Genomic DNA, 17,446 nt, shown 5'->3' on the forward strand with positions numbered 1-17,446 from the left:
GCTTTTTTATATCAGGCAAAAATCGTCATCAGATAGGCGGCAAATAAAGCCAGATGCGCCGCGCCGTTTAGCACGTTGGTGCGTCCGGTAGAGAACGAAATATGGCACAGCACTAACGAGGCCACCATCACTACCATTTCCGGCGCGCCTAAACCAAATACCAGATCATTACCTGTCGCCCAGGCGATGAGCGTGACGACCGGCACGGTTAATGAAATCGTCGCCAACACCGATCCGAAGAACAGATTCATTGCCCGCTGAACCTGATTATTCAGTACCGCCTTCAGCGCACCCAGTCCTTCCGGCGAGAGAATTAACAGCGCGACCAGGAAACCGGTAAAGGCGACCGGGGCGTTCATGCTGGTCAGCAACGCCTCCAGCGGGCTGGCATTCATTTTGGTAACGGCAATGACCGCAATTAAATGAATGAGTAACCAGACCGTATGCCAACCGCTACTGTGCGCGGAGGGTTTACCGTGGTGTGGATTGTCATCATCGCCTTCATCTTCATGTTCATAGATAAATAAGCTCTGGTGCGTTTTGGTTTGAATCAACAAAAATACGCCGTACATCGCGGCGGAAATTAACGCGACCAATAATGCCTGACCGGTAGAGAAATTGGCTTGCGGCAATGCCATTGGAAAAACCAGCACAATAATCGCCAGCGGAAACAGCGCGATAAGATACTGCTTAATCCCAAATAAATTCATATATTGCGTTGCGAATTTACGCCCGCCCAACAACAACGAGAAACCGACCAGTCCCCCGGTGACAATCATAATAATAGAGTAGAGCGTATCGCGCATAAGCGTTGGCGCAGCATCGCCGGTAGCCATCAGCGCGGAAATTAAACTCACCTCAAGAATAACGACGGACAGGCTTAAAATAAGCGATCCATAGGGTTCGCCGAGTCGATGCGCTAATACATCGGCATGACGGACCACGCTAAATGCGCTGCTTAAAATACCAATAAGTGCAAGGATATTGATGCCAATAACCACTGGTAGTGACTGGCTGCTTCCCCAAAGGAACAGCACTACCAGCGCAAGAACCGGGAAAATAAGCGAAGTCTCCTTATGGCGGGTTTTCACCGCCTCACAGGCATGTGTCATGAGGGTCTCCCTTGTGCAGGTGTTAATATTTTGGAAAGAGTAAAGAAGGTAAAAATAGCAGAAATTTGTATTTTTTTAGTGGTTTTTTACGTAGTTTTACGGCGTAAACGATTTTTTTCTTTCAAGGTCAGTAAAACAAGCATCTTGTTTTAACAGTGTTTAAATAACAAAAAGTTAATTTCCGTAAAAAGCAAAAATCCTCCTCGACTGGCGTAATAACGCATTGTTTACCACACTTAATGTTTTCCCTGAAGACGGAGGCGCTGATGCCGTATAAAGCCAAAAGTGATTTACCCGATAATGTGCGGAATGTTCTTCCAGCCCATGCTCAGGACATTTACAAAGAAGCGTTTAATAGCGCCTGGGAGCAATATAAAGATAAAGCCGATCGTCGTGATGACGCCAGTCGCGAGGAAACCGCACACAAAGTCGCCTGGGCGGCGGTTAAAAACGATTATGAAAAAGGCGAGGATGATAAATGGCATAAGAAAAAATAAACGCGGTATTACTCACGTGTTAGCCTGATTTTCTTGCCGGAAGTCTATCCTGACGCGGGAGCTTTTCCCGCGTACAGATTCAAAATGTCAGCACTTTGTCCGCCGCCAGCGTCCATTGCGCCAGCTCGACCAGCGTTCCGATTTCCACACCGTCAATCAGCGGCAGGGGAGTGATACCACGTCCGTCCGCACAGGTTTTGCATAATTTTACCGGTACGTTTTGCGCGGTCAGAATTTCCAGCATTTGCTGAATATTGTAGCCTTCGGCTGGTTTTTGACCGCGTAACCCTGCGGTTACGGCATCTGACATCAAAAACAGGCGTAAATTGAGATGGCTTTCCTGCTCGCGCAGCGCAATGGCCAGACGCAGGCTATTAAATAATGATTCGCTGCCGTAGGCGGCGCCGTTAGCGATAATGACGATATTTTGCATGAATAACCCTTCTCCTCGAGAAATTTTGTCGGCAATGGCGTTATGTTACCTCGGGAACCGGGTACCGCCAAATGCGTGGAGAAAATCCTGGGACGCTCTGCGGAAAAAATAAGGATATTCCTGGAAGCACGAGAAAAGGCTGCAAAACCTGTCCGGACACGTTATGGTTTACTCTGATGCCATTCCTCTTATCTTTTGTTGTAGAAGTTGCCGACACGTTGAGCCGTATTGTTTTTCGTTCATTCTCACTCTCGCTTCTCTTGCTGACTGCCAGCGGTACGATCCGTGCGCAGGCGCAAGACCCTTTCGATCAAAACCATCTGCCGGATTTAGGCATGATGCCGGAATCCCACGAAGGGGAAAAGCATTTTGCCGAGATGGCCAAAGCGTTTGGCGAAGCCAGCATGAAAAATAACGATCTGGATACTGGTGAACAGGCGCGGCAATTCGCTTTCGGACAGGTACGCGATGTGGTCAGCGAGCAGGTTAACCAGCAGCTTGAAAGCTGGCTATCAGCCTGGGGCAGCGCCAGCGTGGATATTAACGTCGATAACGAAGGTCATTTTAACGGCAGTCGCGGAAGCTGGTTTATCCCTTTACAGGATAAACAGCGCTATCTGACCTGGAGCCAGCTTGGTCTTACGCAACAGACTGACGGACTGGTAAGCAACATTGGCGTAGGACAGCGCTGGGCGCAGGATGGCTGGCTTCTTGGCTATAATACCTTTTACGATAATCTGCTGGATGAAAATCTACAGCGTGCCGGCTTTGGCGCGGAGGCGTGGGGAGAATATTTGCGTTTATCCGCCAACTATTATCAGCCTTTTGCCGACTGGCAGACGCATACGGCGACCTTAGAACAGCGAATGGCGCGCGGGTATGATATCAACGCGCAAATGCGCCTGCCGTTTTACCAGCATATCAATACCAGCGTTAGTCTGGAGCAGTACTTTGGCGATAGCGTGGATCTGTTTGACTCCGGAACGGGGTATCACAATCCTGTCGCGTTAAAACTGGGTCTCAACTATACGCCAGTACCTTTGCTTACCATGACCGCCCAGCACAAACAGGGCGAGAGCGGGGTCAGTCAAAATAACCTGGGGCTGACGCTTAACTACCGCTTCGGCGTGCCGCTCAAAAAGCAGCTTGCCGCCAGTGAAGTGGCGCAAAGCCAGTCATTACGCGGTAGCCGCTATGATACGCCGCAACGTAACTCGCTGCCGACAATGGAGTATCGGCAGCGTAAAACGTTAACGGTTTTTCTGGCGACGCCGCCCTGGGATCTTACGCCTGGTGAGACGGTTGCGTTAAAATTGCAGGTGCGCAGCGTGCACGGTATTCGTCATTTGAGCTGGCAGGGCGATACACAGGCATTAAGTTTGACGGCAGGAACGGACACCCGCAGTACCGAGGGCTGGACAATCATTATGCCGGCCTGGGATCACCGCGAAGGCGCGGCAAATCGCTGGCGTTTATCGGTGGTGGTTGAGGATGAAAAAGGTCAGCGTGTCTCTTCCAATGAGATCACGCTCGCGCTGACTGAACCGTTTATCACGATGCCGGACGATAATCCGCATTGGCAACCGTTCCAGGAGCAATAATTAAAAGATACGTTCCTGATGTACCCAGACGGCGGCCTCCACGCGCGATTTCAGCTTCATTTTCTTGAGCATATGTTTCACGTGCACTTTGACCGTACTTTCGGTGATATCCAGACGTCGGGCAATCATCTTATTTGGCAATCCCTGCGCAATGAGCTTCAGAATATCGCGCTCACGCGGGGTGAGTTGCGTTACATCGCGATCGGTGGTGGCGCGGTTGGCCCGCAGGCTGGCCGCCAGTACCGGCGTTAACGCTTCACTTAATACCATTTCGCCGGCGGCGGCCTGTTGTAACGCTTTGAGCAAGTCCTCCGGCTCCATGTCTTTCAACAGATAACCATCCGCGCCGCGCTTTAGCGCCGTGACGACATCTTCTTCATGGTTGGATACGCTGAAAACGACAATACGTCCTGACAGCGCTTTTTCGCGTAATTTATCCAGCGTTTCGAGACCATTCATTCCCGGCATATTCAAATCAAGGAGGATCAGATCGGGATCGAGCGATTCCGCCAGGTCAATACCCTGCTCACCGTTGCTGGCTTCTCCGACCACGCTGATATCGGGCGCCATACTCACAAGCTGCTTTACACCCGTGCGTAGCATCGGATGGTCATCGATTAACAGGATGGTTGCCGGTTCCTGATTATTCATGGGTATCTCCCTGGGTTTCTGTGAAGTTTGTTTCTGGAATAAAAGTAACAGTGACCTCTGTTCCGCCAGTCTCGCGTCGGCGTACCTGGCAATCGCCGCGCAAACTTTGCGCCCGATCGCGCATGATGATCATGCCGTAGTGATTACTGCGTTCGGCGTTTTCCGGGACGCCGCAGCCATTATCCTGCACTTTTAGTTTGACCTGTTTGCCACATTGCGTCACTGTCACCACCACATCGTCGGCATGAGAGTGTTTAAGGGCGTTGCTGAGGGCTTCCCTGGCAATTTGCAACAGGTGTATCGCCTGGTGTGAAGGCACCAGGCGGGGGGGAAGCTGATAATCCAGTTTTACCGTAAAGCCAAACCGGGCGCTGAACTCCTGGCAGCTTGCCTCCAGCGCCGGACGTAGCCCGGGTTCCGTCAACTGTAACCGGAAAGTGGTTAACAGTTCGCGCAGTTGCGCCCAGGAGCAGTTCAGCTCATTGCGAATTTGGCTGAGTAACTCACGGCTGCTTTCCGGTAACACGTCGCCCTGCATTTGCAGGCAGCTCACCTGCATCTTCATACAAGAGAGCGACTGGGCAATAGAATCATGCAGTTCGCGGGCAATGGTGGCACGCTCTTCCATGACAATCAACTGCTGCTGGCGCTCCTGATGCCTGTCGAGCGCCAGAGTCGCGGTAAGCTGTTCAACCAGCGTGTCCACCAACTGTTGTTGATCGTGGCTGAGATGGCGTCCATAGGGCAGCGTCGCCAGCAAAATACCGTATTGGGTGTGAGAGTCGGTGAGCCGCCATTTTAAGGTGGTGCCGCCGTTAATCATCGGCAGGGCGCTACGTGGGCAAAGATGGCAGCCTTTATCATCGCAACTGATGTCCGACTGACAGGTAAATTCCTGATGATTATCTTCATCTTCCAGGTCATAGACTCGCAGCTCAATATCATGCAACTGGGTTAAATTTTGCAGGCCATTCAGTACCGGCGAAAGACGTTCACATAGCGGAGCCTGTGAATGCAGTCGGCGGTTGGCTTGCCACAAAAACGAGAGAATCTGGTTTTTATGTTCCAGACCGGCTGTTTTTTCCTGTACGCGCTGTTCCAGTACCGCATAACTTTCGGCCAGTTCTTCAGACATATTATTGAGCGCAGAACCCAACGCGGCCATCTCATTGCGTCCACTGATATTGGCACGTTGGGTAAAGTCGCGCTGACTGACGGCGCGCGCCATTGATAACAACTGTTTCCAGGGCTGCAAAAGGCGAACACGTAGCCAGATAATCGTAAATACCAGCAATAGCGCCATAAAGATCGCCATTACCCGGTGAACTAATACCACGCGTTCGATACGCAATTCAGTCGTATGGTCGAACGACGTCACCAGGCGATCCAGGCCCGCCACAAAGCGCGTGACATCTTCTGCGACCGCGTGCGCGTTTTGCGCGTGCTGTAGCCCTGGCGAGAGTTCGTTATGCCAGTAATCCTGCAACGCTTTAAGCTGCTTCTGCTGCCCGTCTCGCTCAGCGGCGCGGGTCAGTTCAGGGCTGAATGCCGTTTGCTCCATCTCATCCAGCAGCTTTTGATCTTTAGCATCCAGCGGGACAGCTGCCAGTAGTCGATAGCTTTGCATACGCAATGAGCCCGCTTTATTAATCGCATGAGCGCTACCCTGTACGCCCTGAACCAGCCAGCCGGAAACCGCCATCCCCGCCACGCCGATAGCGGTAGAGAGCATGACAATCAGCGCCAGTTGGTTAACCAGCGTAAGAGGAGAGAAACACCGTTTAAACATGTTACCTTCTTTCTTCGGGGTAATGTCGCCGAAAAAACGTAGCAAAAAAGAGGGGCGTCAATCGGCTGTGCCGCTATTCTCAACGATACAGCGGAGTATACCCATACCTATAACGAGTTACTCCTTAATTGCCGCCGTAAAGAGGTATCTGCGACGGGAAGGAGTAGACAGACACAGCATGGTGAAAAACCACAGCTTTTTTACCAAAATAGCCTACTCATTAAGGGTAATAACGCTTTTTAGTCGCCGGTGATGACGACTTTTCCTTTGATTTATATCAACTTACCTTCGGCAGTAAACCCTAATGTGGCAGACATCAAATCAAGAATCAGAGGTGTCTATGAGTCACTCATCCGCCCCGGAAAGGGCAACTGGCGCTGTTATCACGGAATGGTGTCCGGAAGATCCGGCATTCTGGCAGCAGCGCGGCCATCGTGTCGCCAGCCGTAATTTGTGGATTTCTGTCCCGTGTTTACTGCTGGCGTTTTGCGTCTGGATGCTATTTAGCGCAGTGGCGGTAAACCTGCCGAAAGTGGGATTTAATTTTACGACCGATCAGCTCTTTATGTTGACTGCGCTGCCATCTGTTTCCGGCGCGCTGCTACGGGTGCCTTACTCCTTTATGGTGCCGCTATTTGGCGGACGTCGCTGGACAGCGTTCAGTACCGGTATCCTCATCGTGCCTTGCGTATGGTTAGGCTTTGCCGTTCAGGATACCAGTACGCCATTTAGCACTTTCATTATTATTTCCTTGCTGTGTGGTTTTGCCGGCGCGAACTTTGCCTCCAGTATGGCGAACATCAGCTTTTTCTTTCCTAAACAAAAGCAGGGCGGCGCGCTGGGTTTGAACGGCGGTCTGGGCAATATGGGCGTGAGCGTGATGCAGCTGGTTGCGCCGCTGGTGGTTTCGCTCTCTATCTTTGCCGCCTTTGGTAGCCACGGTGTAGAGCAGCCGGATGGTTCTCAGCTCTATCTGGCGAACGCAGCCTGGATTTGGGTGCCTTTCCTGGCCATTTTTACGCTGGCGGCGTGGTTCGGCATGAACGAACTGGCGACGTCTAAGGCCTCGCTAAAAGAGCAACTGCCGGTGCTCAAACGTGGTCATCTGTGGATCATGAGTCTGCTGTATCTGGCGACCTTCGGATCGTTTATCGGTTTCTCCGCGGGGTTCGCTATGCTGTCTAAAACACAATTCCCGGATGTGCAGATCCTGCATTATGCGTTTTTCGGTCCGTTTATCGGCGCGCTGGCGCGTTCGGCAGGCGGCGCAATTTCTGACCGTCTGGGGGGGACTCGCGTCACGCTTATCAACTTTGTCCTGATGGCGATTTTCAGCGGTCTGCTGTTCCTGACATTACCTACTGGCGGCGTTGGAGGTAGCTTTATCGCGTTCTACGGGGTATTTCTGGCGCTATTTCTGACGGCGGGGTTGGGGAGTGGTTCTACCTTCCAGATGATCTCCGTTATCTTCCGTAAACTGACGATGGACCGGGTTAAAGCGGAAGGCGGGTCGGACGAAAGAGCCATGCGTGAAGCGGCGACCGATACGGCGGCGGCGCTGGGCTTTATTTCCGCGATTGGCGCGATTGGCGGCTTTTTTATTCCGAAAGCGTTTGGTTCATCTTTAGCATTAACTGGTTCTCCAGTCGGCGCGATGAAAGTCTTTCTTATTTTCTATATCGCCTGCGTCGTTATTACCTGGGCGGTATATGGACGTCATTCTAAAAATAAAAAGTAATTTTTGATTATCCTTTGCGCGGCGTTAGACCGCGCTTTTTTTTACCTGTATTTAGTTACAACATACTTATAGTCAAGAAGAGAGGCGCGACAGGGCTGACCACGCACATTTTTATCGGTCATCCAGGGGGATACCCCTTAATACCCACTTGTTGAAAATTTAACATTCAATTTGTGCGTAAATTTAATTTTATGTAATTAAATCAGTAATATATATAAATAAAACTCCTCCTCCAAAAGGAGTATGCAGGAGGTTTGCGCGCCATTTGCATCCCTGTCCGCCTTGATCGTTATCAATTCTCACGCCCATTCAGCGCGTTACCTTCGCCTTTAGTTAAGCAATGTCGATTTATCAGAGAGCCGTAAGGTTCCACACAGGAGAAACCCGATGAGTAAATTCCTGGACCGGTTTCGCTACTTCAAGCAGAAGGGCGAAACCTTTGCCGATGGGCACGGCCAGCTTCTCGAAACAAACCGGGACTGGGAGGACGGATACCGCCAACGTTGGCAGCATGACAAAATTGTGCGCTCAACCCATGGGGTGAACTGCACCGGTTCTTGTAGCTGGAAAATTTATGTCAAAAATGGTCTGGTGACCTGGGAAACACAGCAAACCGATTACCCGCGCACCCGTCCTGATATGCCAAACCATGAACCTCGCGGCTGCCCGCGCGGCGCAAGCTACTCCTGGTATCTCTACAGCGCTAACCGACTGAAATATCCGCTGATGCGCAAACGTCTGATGAAGATGTGGCGCGAGGCGAAAAAACTGCATCGCGATCCAGTAGAGGCATGGGCCTCCATCATTGAAGATGCCGATAAAGCCAAAAGCTTCAAACAGGCGCGTGGTCGTGGCGGCTTTGTTCGCTCCTCATGGCAGGAAGTGAACGAACTGATCGCCGCTTCCAACGTGTACACCGTGAAAACCTATGGCCCTGACCGCGTCGCGGGCTTCTCACCCATCCCGGCGATGTCGATGGTTTCCTACGCTTCCGGGGCACGTTATCTTTCGCTGATTGGCGGTACCTGCCTGAGCTTCTACGACTGGTACTGCGACCTGCCGCCAGCCTCCCCGCAAACCTGGGGCGAGCAGACCGACGTGCCGGAATCCGCTGACTGGTACAACTCCAGCTATATTATCGCCTGGGGCTCTAACGTGCCGCAAACCCGTACGCCGGATGCCCACTTCTTTACCGAAGTACGTTACAAAGGCACCAAAACCGTCGCGGTGACGCCGGACTATGCTGAAATCGCCAAACTGTGCGATCTGTGGCTGGCACCGAAGCAGGGGACCGATGCGGCGATGGCGCTGGCGATGGGCCACGTCATGCTGCGCGAGTTCCACCTCGACAACCCGCGCCAGTACTTCACCGATTATGTCCGTCGCTATACCGACATGCCAATGCTGGTGATGCTTGAAGAGCGTGATGGTTATTATGCCGCAGGTCGTATGCTGCGCGCTGCCGATCTCGTTGATTCGCTGGGGCAGGAAAATAACCCGGAATGGAAAACCGTCGCTATCAACAGCAACGGTGAAATGGTGGCGCCAAACGGTTCAATTGGTTTCCGCTGGGGCGAAAAAGGCAAATGGAACCTCGAACAGCGCGACGGGACTACCGGTGCAGAAACTGAATTGCAGCTCAGCTTGCTGGGCAGCCAGGATGAGATTGCTGACGTGGGCTTCCCGTATTTCGGCGGCGAGGGTTCAGAGTACTTTAATCATGTGGCGCTGGATAACGTCCTGCTGCATAAACTGCCGGCAAAACGTCTGCAACTGGCCGATGGTTCTTCAGCGTTAGTCACCACCGTGTATGACCTGACCATGGCGAACTATGGTCTGGAACGCGGCCTGAACGATGAAAATTGTGCCGCCAGTTATGATGATACCAAAGCGTATACGCCAGCATGGGCCGAGCAGATCACCGGCGTGCCGCGGGCGCAGATCATCCGTATCGCACGGGAGTTCGCCGATAACGCGGACAAAACGCACGGGCGTTCAATGATTATCGTTGGCGCCGGTCTGAACCACTGGTATCACCTCGATATGAACTATCGCGGGCTGATCAATATGTTGGTGTTCTGTGGTTGCGTTGGTCAGAGCGGCGGCGGTTGGGCGCACTACGTCGGCCAGGAAAAACTGCGTCCGCAGACCGGCTGGCAGCCGCTGGCGTTTGCCCTTGACTGGCAGCGTCCGGCGCGTCACATGAATAGCACCTCTTACTTCTATAACCACTCCAGCCAGTGGCGCTACGAGACGGTGACCGCCGAGGAGTTACTGTCGCCGATGGCGGACAAATCCCGCTATAGCGGTCATCTGATTGACTTCAATGTGCGCGCCGAGCGTATGGGCTGGTTGCCGTCGGCGCCGCAGTTAGGCACTAACCCGCTGTATATTGCGCGTGAAGCGGAAAAAGCCGGTATGACGCCGGTAGATTATACCGTCAAATCCCTGAAAGAGGGGTCGATTCGCTTTGCCGCCGAGCAGCCGGAAAACGGTAAAAACCACCCGCGTAACCTGTTCATCTGGCGTTCTAACCTGCTTGGGTCTTCCGGTAAGGGCCATGAGTATATGCTGAAATATCTGCTGGGTACTGAGCATGGTATTCAGGGGCTGGATCTGGGTAAACAGGGCGGAGTGAAGCCGGAAGAAGTGGAGTGGCGTGACAATGGCCTGGACGGCAAACTGGATCTGGTGGTGACGCTGGATTTCCGCCTGTCGAGCACCTGCCTGTACTCCGATATCGTACTGCCGACGGCGACCTGGTATGAAAAAGACGATATGAATACCTCGGATATGCATCCGTTTATTCATCCGCTGTCTGCCGCCGTAGATCCGGCCTGGGAATCGAAAAGCGACTGGGAAATCTACAAAGGCATTGCGAAGAAATTCTCCGAAGTCTGTGTAGGCCACCTGGGTAAAGAGACTGACGTCGTGACGCTGCCGATCCAGCACGATTCTGCCGCTGAACTGGCGCAGCCGCTGGACGTGAAAGACTGGAAAAAAGGCGAATGCGATCTGATTCCAGGGAAAACCGCGCCGCACATCATGACCGTTGAGCGCGATTACCCGGCGACTTACGAACGCTTTACCTCTATCGGCCCGCTGATGGAGAAAATCGGCAACGGCGGGAAAGGGATTGCCTGGAACACGCAGAGCGAAATGGACTTGCTGCGTAAGCTCAATTACACCAAAGCGGACGGTCCGGCGAAAGGCCAGCCGATGCTCAACACGGCGATTGACGCGGCAGAGATGATCCTGACGTTAGCGCCGGAAACCAACGGTCAGGTGGCGGTGAAAGCCTGGGCGGCGCTGAGCGAGTTTACCGGTCGCGACCATACGCATCTGGCGACCAATAAAGAAGAAGAGAAAATCCGCTTCCGCGATATTCAGGCCCAGCCGCGCAAAATTATCTCCAGCCCGACTTGGTCTGGTCTGGAAGATGAGCACGTTTCTTATAACGCCGGTTATACCAACGTTCACGAGCTGATCCCGTGGCGTACACTGTCTGGTCGCCAACAGTTGTATCAGGATCACCAGTGGATGCGCGACTTCGGCGAAAGTCTGCTGGTGTATCGCCCACCGATCGACACCCGCTCGGTGAAAGCGGTGATGGGGCGTAAATCCAACGGTAATCCGGAGAAGGCGCTCAACTTCCTGACGCCGCACCAGAAATGGGGTATCCACTCGACCTACAGCGATAACCTGTTGATGCTGACTTTGTCGCGTGGCGGCCCGATTGTGTGGATGAGCGAAACCGACGCCAAAGATCTGGGCATTGAAGATAACGACTGGATCGAAGTCTTCAACAGCAACGGCGCATTGACCGCACGCGCAGTGGTCAGCCAGCGTGTACCGGCGGGCATGACCATGATGTACCACGCGCAGGAACGTATCGTAAACCTGCCGGGGTCGGAAATTACCCAGCAGCGCGGCGGTATTCATAACTCGGTGACCCGTATTACGCCGAAACCGACCCATATGATCGGCGGCTATGCGCAGTTAGCCTACGGCTTTAACTACTACGGCACCGTCGGCTCCAACCGCGATGAGTTTGTGGTGGTACGTAAGATGAAGAACATTAACTGGTTGGATGGCGAAGGCAATGACCAGGTACAGGAGAGCGTAAAATGAAAATTCGTTCACAAGTCGGCATGGTGCTGAATCTCGATAAGTGCATCGGCTGTCATACCTGTTCAGTCACCTGTAAAAACGTCTGGACCAGTCGCGAAGGTATGGAATACGCCTGGTTTAACAACGTAGAAAGTAAGCCTGGCGTTGGTTTTCCGAATGACTGGGAAAATCAGGAAAAATGGAAAGGCGGCTGGATCCGCAAAATCAACGGCAAACTACAGCCGCGCATGGGCAACCGGGCGCTGCTGCTGGGTAAAATCTTCGCTAACCCGCATCTGCCGGGCATCGACGACTACTACGAGCCGTTTGATTACGACTACCAGAACCTGCATACCGCGCCGGAAAGCAAACATCAGCCGATCGCGCGTCCGCGCTCGCTGATTACCGGCCAGCGGATGGACAAAATTACCAGCGGGCCAAACTGGGAAGAGATTCTGGGCGGCGAGTTCGAAAAACGCGCTAAAGACCAGAACTTTGAAAACATGCAGAAGGCGATGTACGGCCAGTTCGAAAACACCTTCATGATGTACCTGCCGCGCCTGTGCGAGCACTGTCTCAACCCGGCGTGCGTGGCGACCTGCCCGAGCGGTGCTATCTACAAGCGTGAAGAAGATGGCATCGTGCTGATCGACCAGGACAAGTGCCGCGGCTGGCGGATGTGCATCACCGGCTGCCCGTACAAGAAGATTTACTTCAACTGGAAGAGCGGCAAGTCCGAGAAGTGCATCTTCTGCTACCCGCGTATCGAAGCTGGTCAGCCGACTGTTTGCTCGGAAACCTGCGTGGGTCGTATCCGTTATCTTGGCGTACTGCTGTATGACGCCGATGCCATTGAAAGCGCCGCCAGTACGGAAAACGAAAAAGATCTGTACCAGCGTCAACTGGACGTGTTCCTCGATCCAAACGATCCGGCTGTCATTGAGCAGGCGCTGAAGGACGGCGTGCCGCAGAGCGTGATCGATGCGGCGCAGCAATCGCCAGTGTACAAAATGGCGATGGACTGGAAGCTGGCGCTGCCGCTGCATCCGGAATACCGCACGCTGCCGATGGTCTGGTACGTGCCGCCTTTGTCACCGATTCAGTCTGCAGCCGATGCGGGCGAACTTGGCAGCAACGGTATTCTGCCGGATGTAGACAGTCTGCGTATCCCGGTGCAGTACCTGGCGAACCTGTTGACCGCTGGCGACACCCAGCCGGTACTGTTGGCGCTGAAACGGATGCTGGCGATGCGTCACTACAAACGTGCGGAAACCGTAGACGGTAAAGTGGATACCCGCGCGCTGGAAGAGGTGGGTTTAAGCGAAGCCCAGGCGCAGGAAATGTATCGTTACCTGGCAATTGCTAATTATGAAGATCGCTTTGTGGTGCCGAGCAGCCATCGTGAACTGGCGCGTGACGCATTCCCGGAGAAAAGCGGTTGTGGCTTTACCTTCGGCGATGGTTGCCACGGGTCTGATACCAAATTCAATCTGTTCAACAGCCGCCGCATCGACGCTGTTGATGTGACCAGCAAAACGGAGCCGCACGCATGATTGAACTCGTCATTGTTTCGCGTCTGCTCGAGTACCCGGATGCTGCCCTGTGGCAGCATCAGCAGGAGTTGTTCGATGCGCTCGCGTCATCTGAGAACCTGGATAAAGAGGATGCCCAGACTCTGGGCGTTTTCCTGCGCGATTTAACCGCGCAGGACATGCTGGATGTACAGGCCGCTTATAGCGAACTGTTTGACCGTGGTCGCGCCACATCACTGCTGCTGTTTGAACATGTTCACGGGGAGTCCCGCGATCGCGGTCAGGCGATGGTTGACCTGATGGCACAGTATGAGCAGCACGGTTTGCAGCTCGACAGCCGCGAACTTCCCGATCATCTGCCGCTGTATCTGGAATACCTTGCGCAATTGCCGAAAAGCGAAGCGTTAGGGGGGTTACAGGATATCGCGCCGATTCTGGCGCTGCTCAGCGCACGTTTGCAACAGCGTGACAGCCGTTATGCGGTGCTGTTCGATCTGCTGTTAAAACTGGCGAATACCGTTATCGACAGCGACAAAGTGGCTGAAAAAATTGCGAATGAAGCACGTGATGATACCCCACAGGCGTTGGATGCGGTCTGGGAAGAAGAGCAGGTGAAATTCTTCGCCGATCAAGGGTGTGGCGAGTCGGAAATCTCCGCTCACCAGCGTCGTTTTGCCGGGGCCGTGGCGCCGCAATATCTGAATATCACCACCGGAGGACAGCACTAATGCACTTCCTGAATATGTTCTTCTTTGATATCTACCCGTACATTGCCGGATCGGTATTTCTGATCGGTAGCTGGTTACGTTACGACTACGGTCAGTACACCTGGCGGGCGGCTTCCAGTCAGATGCTGGATCGCAAAGGAATGAACCTGGCGTCAAACCTGTTCCACATTGGGATTCTGGGTATTTTCGCCGGTCACTTCCTGGGCATGTTAACGCCGCACTGGATGTATGAAGCTTTTCTGCCGGTCGACGTGAAGCAGAAGATGGCGATGATTGCCGGCGGCGCCTGCGGCGTGCTGACGCTGGTTGGCGGTATTTTACTGCTCAAGCGTCGTCTGTTTAGCCCACGTGTCCGCGCCACCACTACCGGCGCAGATATTTTGATTCTCTCGCTGCTGGTGATTCAGTGCGCGCTGGGCCTGCTGACCATTCCGTTCTCCGCCCAGCATATGGACGGGAGTGAAATGATGAAGCTGGTCGGGTGGGCGCAGTCAGTTGTGACCTTCCACGGTGGCGCATCCGCACATCTGGATGGTGTAGCCTTTATCTTCCGTATGCACCTGGTACTGGGGATGACGCTGTTCCTGTTGTTCCCATTCTCGCGCCTGGTGCATATCTGGAGCGTGCCGGTCGAGTATCTGACCCGCAAATACCAGATTGTACGTGCGCGTCACTGATTTTCTCTCGATGCCCTAAACTCCGCTTCGGCGGAGTTTTTTTATGGCTGTTTGCCGGAGTGCGGCATAAATGCCTTATCGACCGCCGCTTTGTTTCGTTTACAGCGGATCTGCCATGTCTGGCATCTGAATCCGGACTCTTTGTTTCTGGGTTTATTCAGCATCTGTGCGAGTTTTTTGTAAGCAGAAAAAGGATGATGCAGCATATAATCACGCCATAAACGACAATAAGGATAGTTGTATGCGTTTTTCATCAATTTTCAAAATAATAATATTAAATATATTTATTTCAAAAATGGCTCACGCTGCTGTCTGCGAGGATCGCTATCCCCCTGACTCGGAAGAATGCCAGTACGTTCAGGAATTAGAGCAAAAAGCGGAACAAGGAGATGAAAGCGCGCAGTTCTCGCTTGGAAGCTGGTATGCGGAGGGGCAATATGTTAAGCCTGATTATAAACTAGCCATAAAATGGCTGGAGAAAGCGGGTAAACAAGGTTCGGATTTTTCCTATTTTATCCTTGGCTATCATTACAACTATGGTGAAAATTTTCCACTTAGTCGACAAAAAGCGCTGGAGTGGTATCGAAAAGCCGCCTCTCCAACCAATGATGCGGGCGTTGTCCGCGGACAGGGTTCAGCTTCGTCAGCACAATTTAAGCTTGGAGTAATGTACGCCCACGGTCAGGGCGTTCCTCAGGATTATCAGCAAACGGCGATCTTGATGCGTAAAGCGGCGGAAAATATGTACGACCCCGCGCAACTTTATCTCGGTGTTGCCTATTTTTATGGTGAAGGCGTGCCTCAGGATTATCGTCAGGCAGTTTACTGGCTTAATGAAGGTATACCAGGCAGCTATACGCCAGGCCACATTCCGCTGAATGCGCTCTATGATAAAGCGCATCCCGCTGACCAGGTTCACTCTCAGACGTGGTATCGAAAAACAGCGCAACGCGTGATGGCAAAGGTACAGTACAATTTTGGCGTATGGTATTACAACGGTTATCACTTATTGAAAGATCACAATCTGGCGCTGGAGTGGTATCGCAGAGCCGCAGCGCAGGGATTGGCCGAGGCGCAGGATGCGATCGGCGTGATGTTTATGCAGGGCGAGGCCGTTTCTCAGGACTACCAACAGGCGCTGGCGTGGTATCGCAAAGCCGCACGCCAGGGACTGCCTGCTGCGCAAACGCATCTGGGCATCATGTCTGCTTTTGGTCGCGGCGTCGCGCAAAGCGACAGACAGGCTATCGCATGGTATCGAAAAGCAGCAAAACAGGATTTTGCGAAAGCGCAATATCAGCTTGGCGTAGCATATAACACGGGAAGAGGCGTGCCTGAAAATAGCCGGAATGCGCTGAAGTGGTACCTTAAAGCGGCAGAGCAGGGGTTTACTCCGGCACAATTAGCGCTTGGGGAAATTTATGCTCATGGGCGCCAGGGGGTGCCTAAAGATAATAAGCAGGCCTATATTTGGTATTACATGGCAAGTATATATACGGAAAAATCTAAGGATGATTGTTCAGCGCTCATTGCCGAAAGAGACCGACTCAAGGGAACGCTCACCCCAGATCAACTTAGCGAGACATATGCCGCCTTTGATCTCATCAGGCGAAAAATCAACCAGTCAAAGGAGGCGAAAAAGATTGCCAGGAAGAAGTATTGATAAGATAGCCAATAAGCTATGGCGCCATGGTGTGAAGTCTGCCTGTGGGGTAAGGATACGGGGCAGTGCTGATTGATTTGAAATTGGTGCCTTATGAAGTCATGGTGGTGGGGGAAGGATGACTCAGCGCTGCTCGCTTCGCCCTTCGGATCGTTGCCTGCGGCAACGCTTTCTCGCTGCGCTCGAATCGAACCTTAATCAAAGCTTCTCATCCTTACCGTACAGAGAGATATGAGACACTATGCTTAACGGGGATAATATACGCGACGGAAGTGATGGTGGTGGGGGAAGGATGACTCAGCGCTGCGCGCTTCGCCCTTCGGGTCGTTGCCTGCGGCAACGCTTTCTCGCTGACGCTCGAATCGAACCTTAGTCGAAGCTTCTCATCCTTCCCGTACAGAGAGATATAAGGCACTGTGCTTAGCGGGGATAAGATACGCGACGGGAGTGATGGTGGTGGGGGAAGGATTCGAACCTTCGAAGTCGATGACGGCAGATTTACAGTCTGCTCCCTTTGGCCGCTCGGGAACCCCACCAGGGGTAATTCAAATTGTAGGTAAAGCTTGAAGATGGTGGTGGGGGAAGGATTATTCGTCGCTTCGCTCCTCACCCTACGGGCCGTTGCCGTTGGCAACGTTCTCTCGCTTTCGCTCGAGTCGAACCTTAATCGAAGGTTCTCACCCTTCCCCGACAAGTGCAAACTTCTGCATTGCTCATCGAGTTAACTACATCGATGTAGTGAATAATGGTGGTGGGGGAAGGATTCGAACCTTCGAAGTCGATGACGGCAGATTTACAGTCTGCTCCCTTTGGCCGCTCGGGAACCCCACCACGGGGTAATGCTTAATACTGGCCCGCTTCCTTTCGGGAAGCGGGGCGCATCATATCAAATGACACGCCGCTGTAAAGTATTCC

The 17,446-nt window shown here is 52.9% G+C and carries 12 protein-coding genes, 2 tRNA genes and 3 other RNA genes; 8 read left to right on the plus strand and 9 right to left on the minus strand.

Going from position 1 to position 17,446, the window contains the following annotated elements:
* Nucleotides 1-11 precede the first annotated feature (11 nt).
* The gene (chaA, locus tag ACLJNW_RS02775) at nt 12-1,112 is read right to left on the minus strand and encodes a sodium-potassium/proton antiporter ChaA (RefSeq protein ID WP_000148418.1); all 1,101 of its coding nucleotides are present in this window, start codon (nt 1,110-1,112) and stop codon (nt 12-14) included.
* A gap of 266 nt (nt 1,113-1,378) precedes the next feature.
* On the opposite strand from chaA, the gene chaB reads away from it, so the two are divergent.
* Nucleotides 1,379-1,609: a putative cation transport regulator ChaB gene (chaB, locus tag ACLJNW_RS02780; protein WP_001146392.1), complete on the plus strand. Its 231-nt coding sequence runs from the start codon at nt 1,379-1,381 to the stop codon at nt 1,607-1,609.
* A 79-nt stretch (nt 1,610-1,688) separates the two neighbouring features.
* On the opposite strand, the gene ACLJNW_RS02785 is transcribed toward chaB, so the two are convergent.
* The gene (locus tag ACLJNW_RS02785; RefSeq protein WP_001179795.1) at nt 1,689-2,042 is read right to left on the minus strand and encodes a DsrE/DsrF/TusD sulfur relay family protein; all 354 of its coding nucleotides are present in this window, start codon (nt 2,040-2,042) and stop codon (nt 1,689-1,691) included.
* A 176-nt stretch (nt 2,043-2,218) separates the two neighbouring features.
* Between ACLJNW_RS02785 and ACLJNW_RS02790 the strand changes: the two genes are divergently transcribed.
* Nucleotides 2,219-3,643 (plus strand): YchO/YchP family invasin, encoded by a 1,425-nt coding sequence (locus tag ACLJNW_RS02790; protein WP_024131625.1) that lies wholly within the window; start codon nt 2,219-2,221, stop codon nt 3,641-3,643.
* On the opposite strand, the gene narL is transcribed toward ACLJNW_RS02790, so the two are convergent.
* Together narL and narX are read right to left on the minus strand one after the other, a co-directional pair.
* The gene (gene narL / locus ACLJNW_RS02795; RefSeq protein ID WP_001064598.1) at nt 3,644-4,294 is read right to left on the minus strand and encodes a two-component system response regulator NarL; all 651 of its coding nucleotides are present in this window, start codon (nt 4,292-4,294) and stop codon (nt 3,644-3,646) included.
* A complete protein-coding gene (gene narX / locus ACLJNW_RS02800; protein WP_000476244.1) occupies nt 4,287-6,083 on the minus strand; it encodes a nitrate/nitrite two-component system sensor histidine kinase NarX in 1,797 nt (598 codons plus the stop codon). Before narX ends, narL begins: the two co-directional genes overlap by 8 nt.
* A 340-nt stretch (nt 6,084-6,423) precedes the next feature.
* On the opposite strand from narX, the gene narK reads away from it, so the two are divergent.
* The 6 genes from narK (at nt 6,424) to ACLJNW_RS02830 (ending at nt 16,531) form a co-directional block, all read left to right on the plus strand.
* Nucleotides 6,424-7,821: a nitrate transporter NarK gene (gene narK, locus ACLJNW_RS02805; RefSeq protein ID WP_023204438.1), complete on the plus strand. Its 1,398-nt coding sequence runs from the start codon at nt 6,424-6,426 to the stop codon at nt 7,819-7,821.
* Between the two features lie 387 nt (nt 7,822-8,208).
* Entirely contained in the window at nt 8,209-11,952 is a 3,744-nt protein-coding gene (locus tag ACLJNW_RS02810; protein ID WP_000032881.1) for a nitrate reductase subunit alpha, read from the plus strand.
* Entirely contained in the window at nt 11,949-13,484 is a 1,536-nt protein-coding gene (gene narH / locus ACLJNW_RS02815; protein ID WP_000702629.1) for a nitrate reductase subunit beta, read from the plus strand. The genes ACLJNW_RS02810 and narH overlap by 4 nt, the downstream gene beginning before the upstream one ends.
* A complete protein-coding gene (gene narJ / locus ACLJNW_RS02820; protein WP_000571668.1) occupies nt 13,481-14,191 on the plus strand; it encodes a nitrate reductase molybdenum cofactor assembly chaperone in 711 nt (236 codons plus the stop codon). The genes narH and narJ overlap by 4 nt, the downstream gene beginning before the upstream one ends.
* Nucleotides 14,191-14,868 (plus strand): respiratory nitrate reductase subunit gamma, encoded by a 678-nt coding sequence (gene narI / locus ACLJNW_RS02825; RefSeq protein ID WP_000545594.1) that lies wholly within the window; start codon nt 14,191-14,193, stop codon nt 14,866-14,868. Before narJ ends, narI begins: the two co-directional genes overlap by 1 nt.
* 241 nt (nt 14,869-15,109) lie before the next feature.
* The gene (locus tag ACLJNW_RS02830) at nt 15,110-16,531 is read left to right on the plus strand and encodes a tetratricopeptide repeat protein (protein ID WP_024154653.1); all 1,422 of its coding nucleotides are present in this window, start codon (nt 15,110-15,112) and stop codon (nt 16,529-16,531) included.
* 102 nt (nt 16,532-16,633) lie between these two features.
* Here the strand turns inward: ACLJNW_RS02830 and ACLJNW_RS02835 are convergent.
* The 5 genes from ACLJNW_RS02835 to ACLJNW_RS02855 form a co-directional block, all read right to left on the minus strand.
* Nucleotides 16,634-16,764, minus strand: a non-coding RNA gene (locus ACLJNW_RS02835) — RtT sRNA.
* 43 nt (nt 16,765-16,807) lie between these two features.
* A non-coding RNA gene (locus ACLJNW_RS02840) (RtT sRNA) lies at nt 16,808-16,939 on the minus strand.
* 43 nt (nt 16,940-16,982) lie between these two features.
* Nucleotides 16,983-17,067 (minus strand) — tRNA-Tyr (locus tag ACLJNW_RS02845).
* 34 nt (nt 17,068-17,101) lie between these two features.
* Nucleotides 17,102-17,233: non-coding RNA, RtT sRNA (locus tag ACLJNW_RS02850), on the minus strand.
* Nucleotides 17,234-17,277: 44 nt separating this feature from the next.
* Nucleotides 17,278-17,362 (minus strand) — tRNA-Tyr (locus ACLJNW_RS02855).
* Between the last annotated feature and the right edge of the window lie 84 nt (nt 17,363-17,446).

It is taken from the genome of Salmonella sp. SAL4457, assembly GCF_046548235.1.
GTDB classification, from domain to species: Bacteria; Pseudomonadota; Gammaproteobacteria; order Enterobacterales; family Enterobacteriaceae; genus Salmonella; species Salmonella enterica.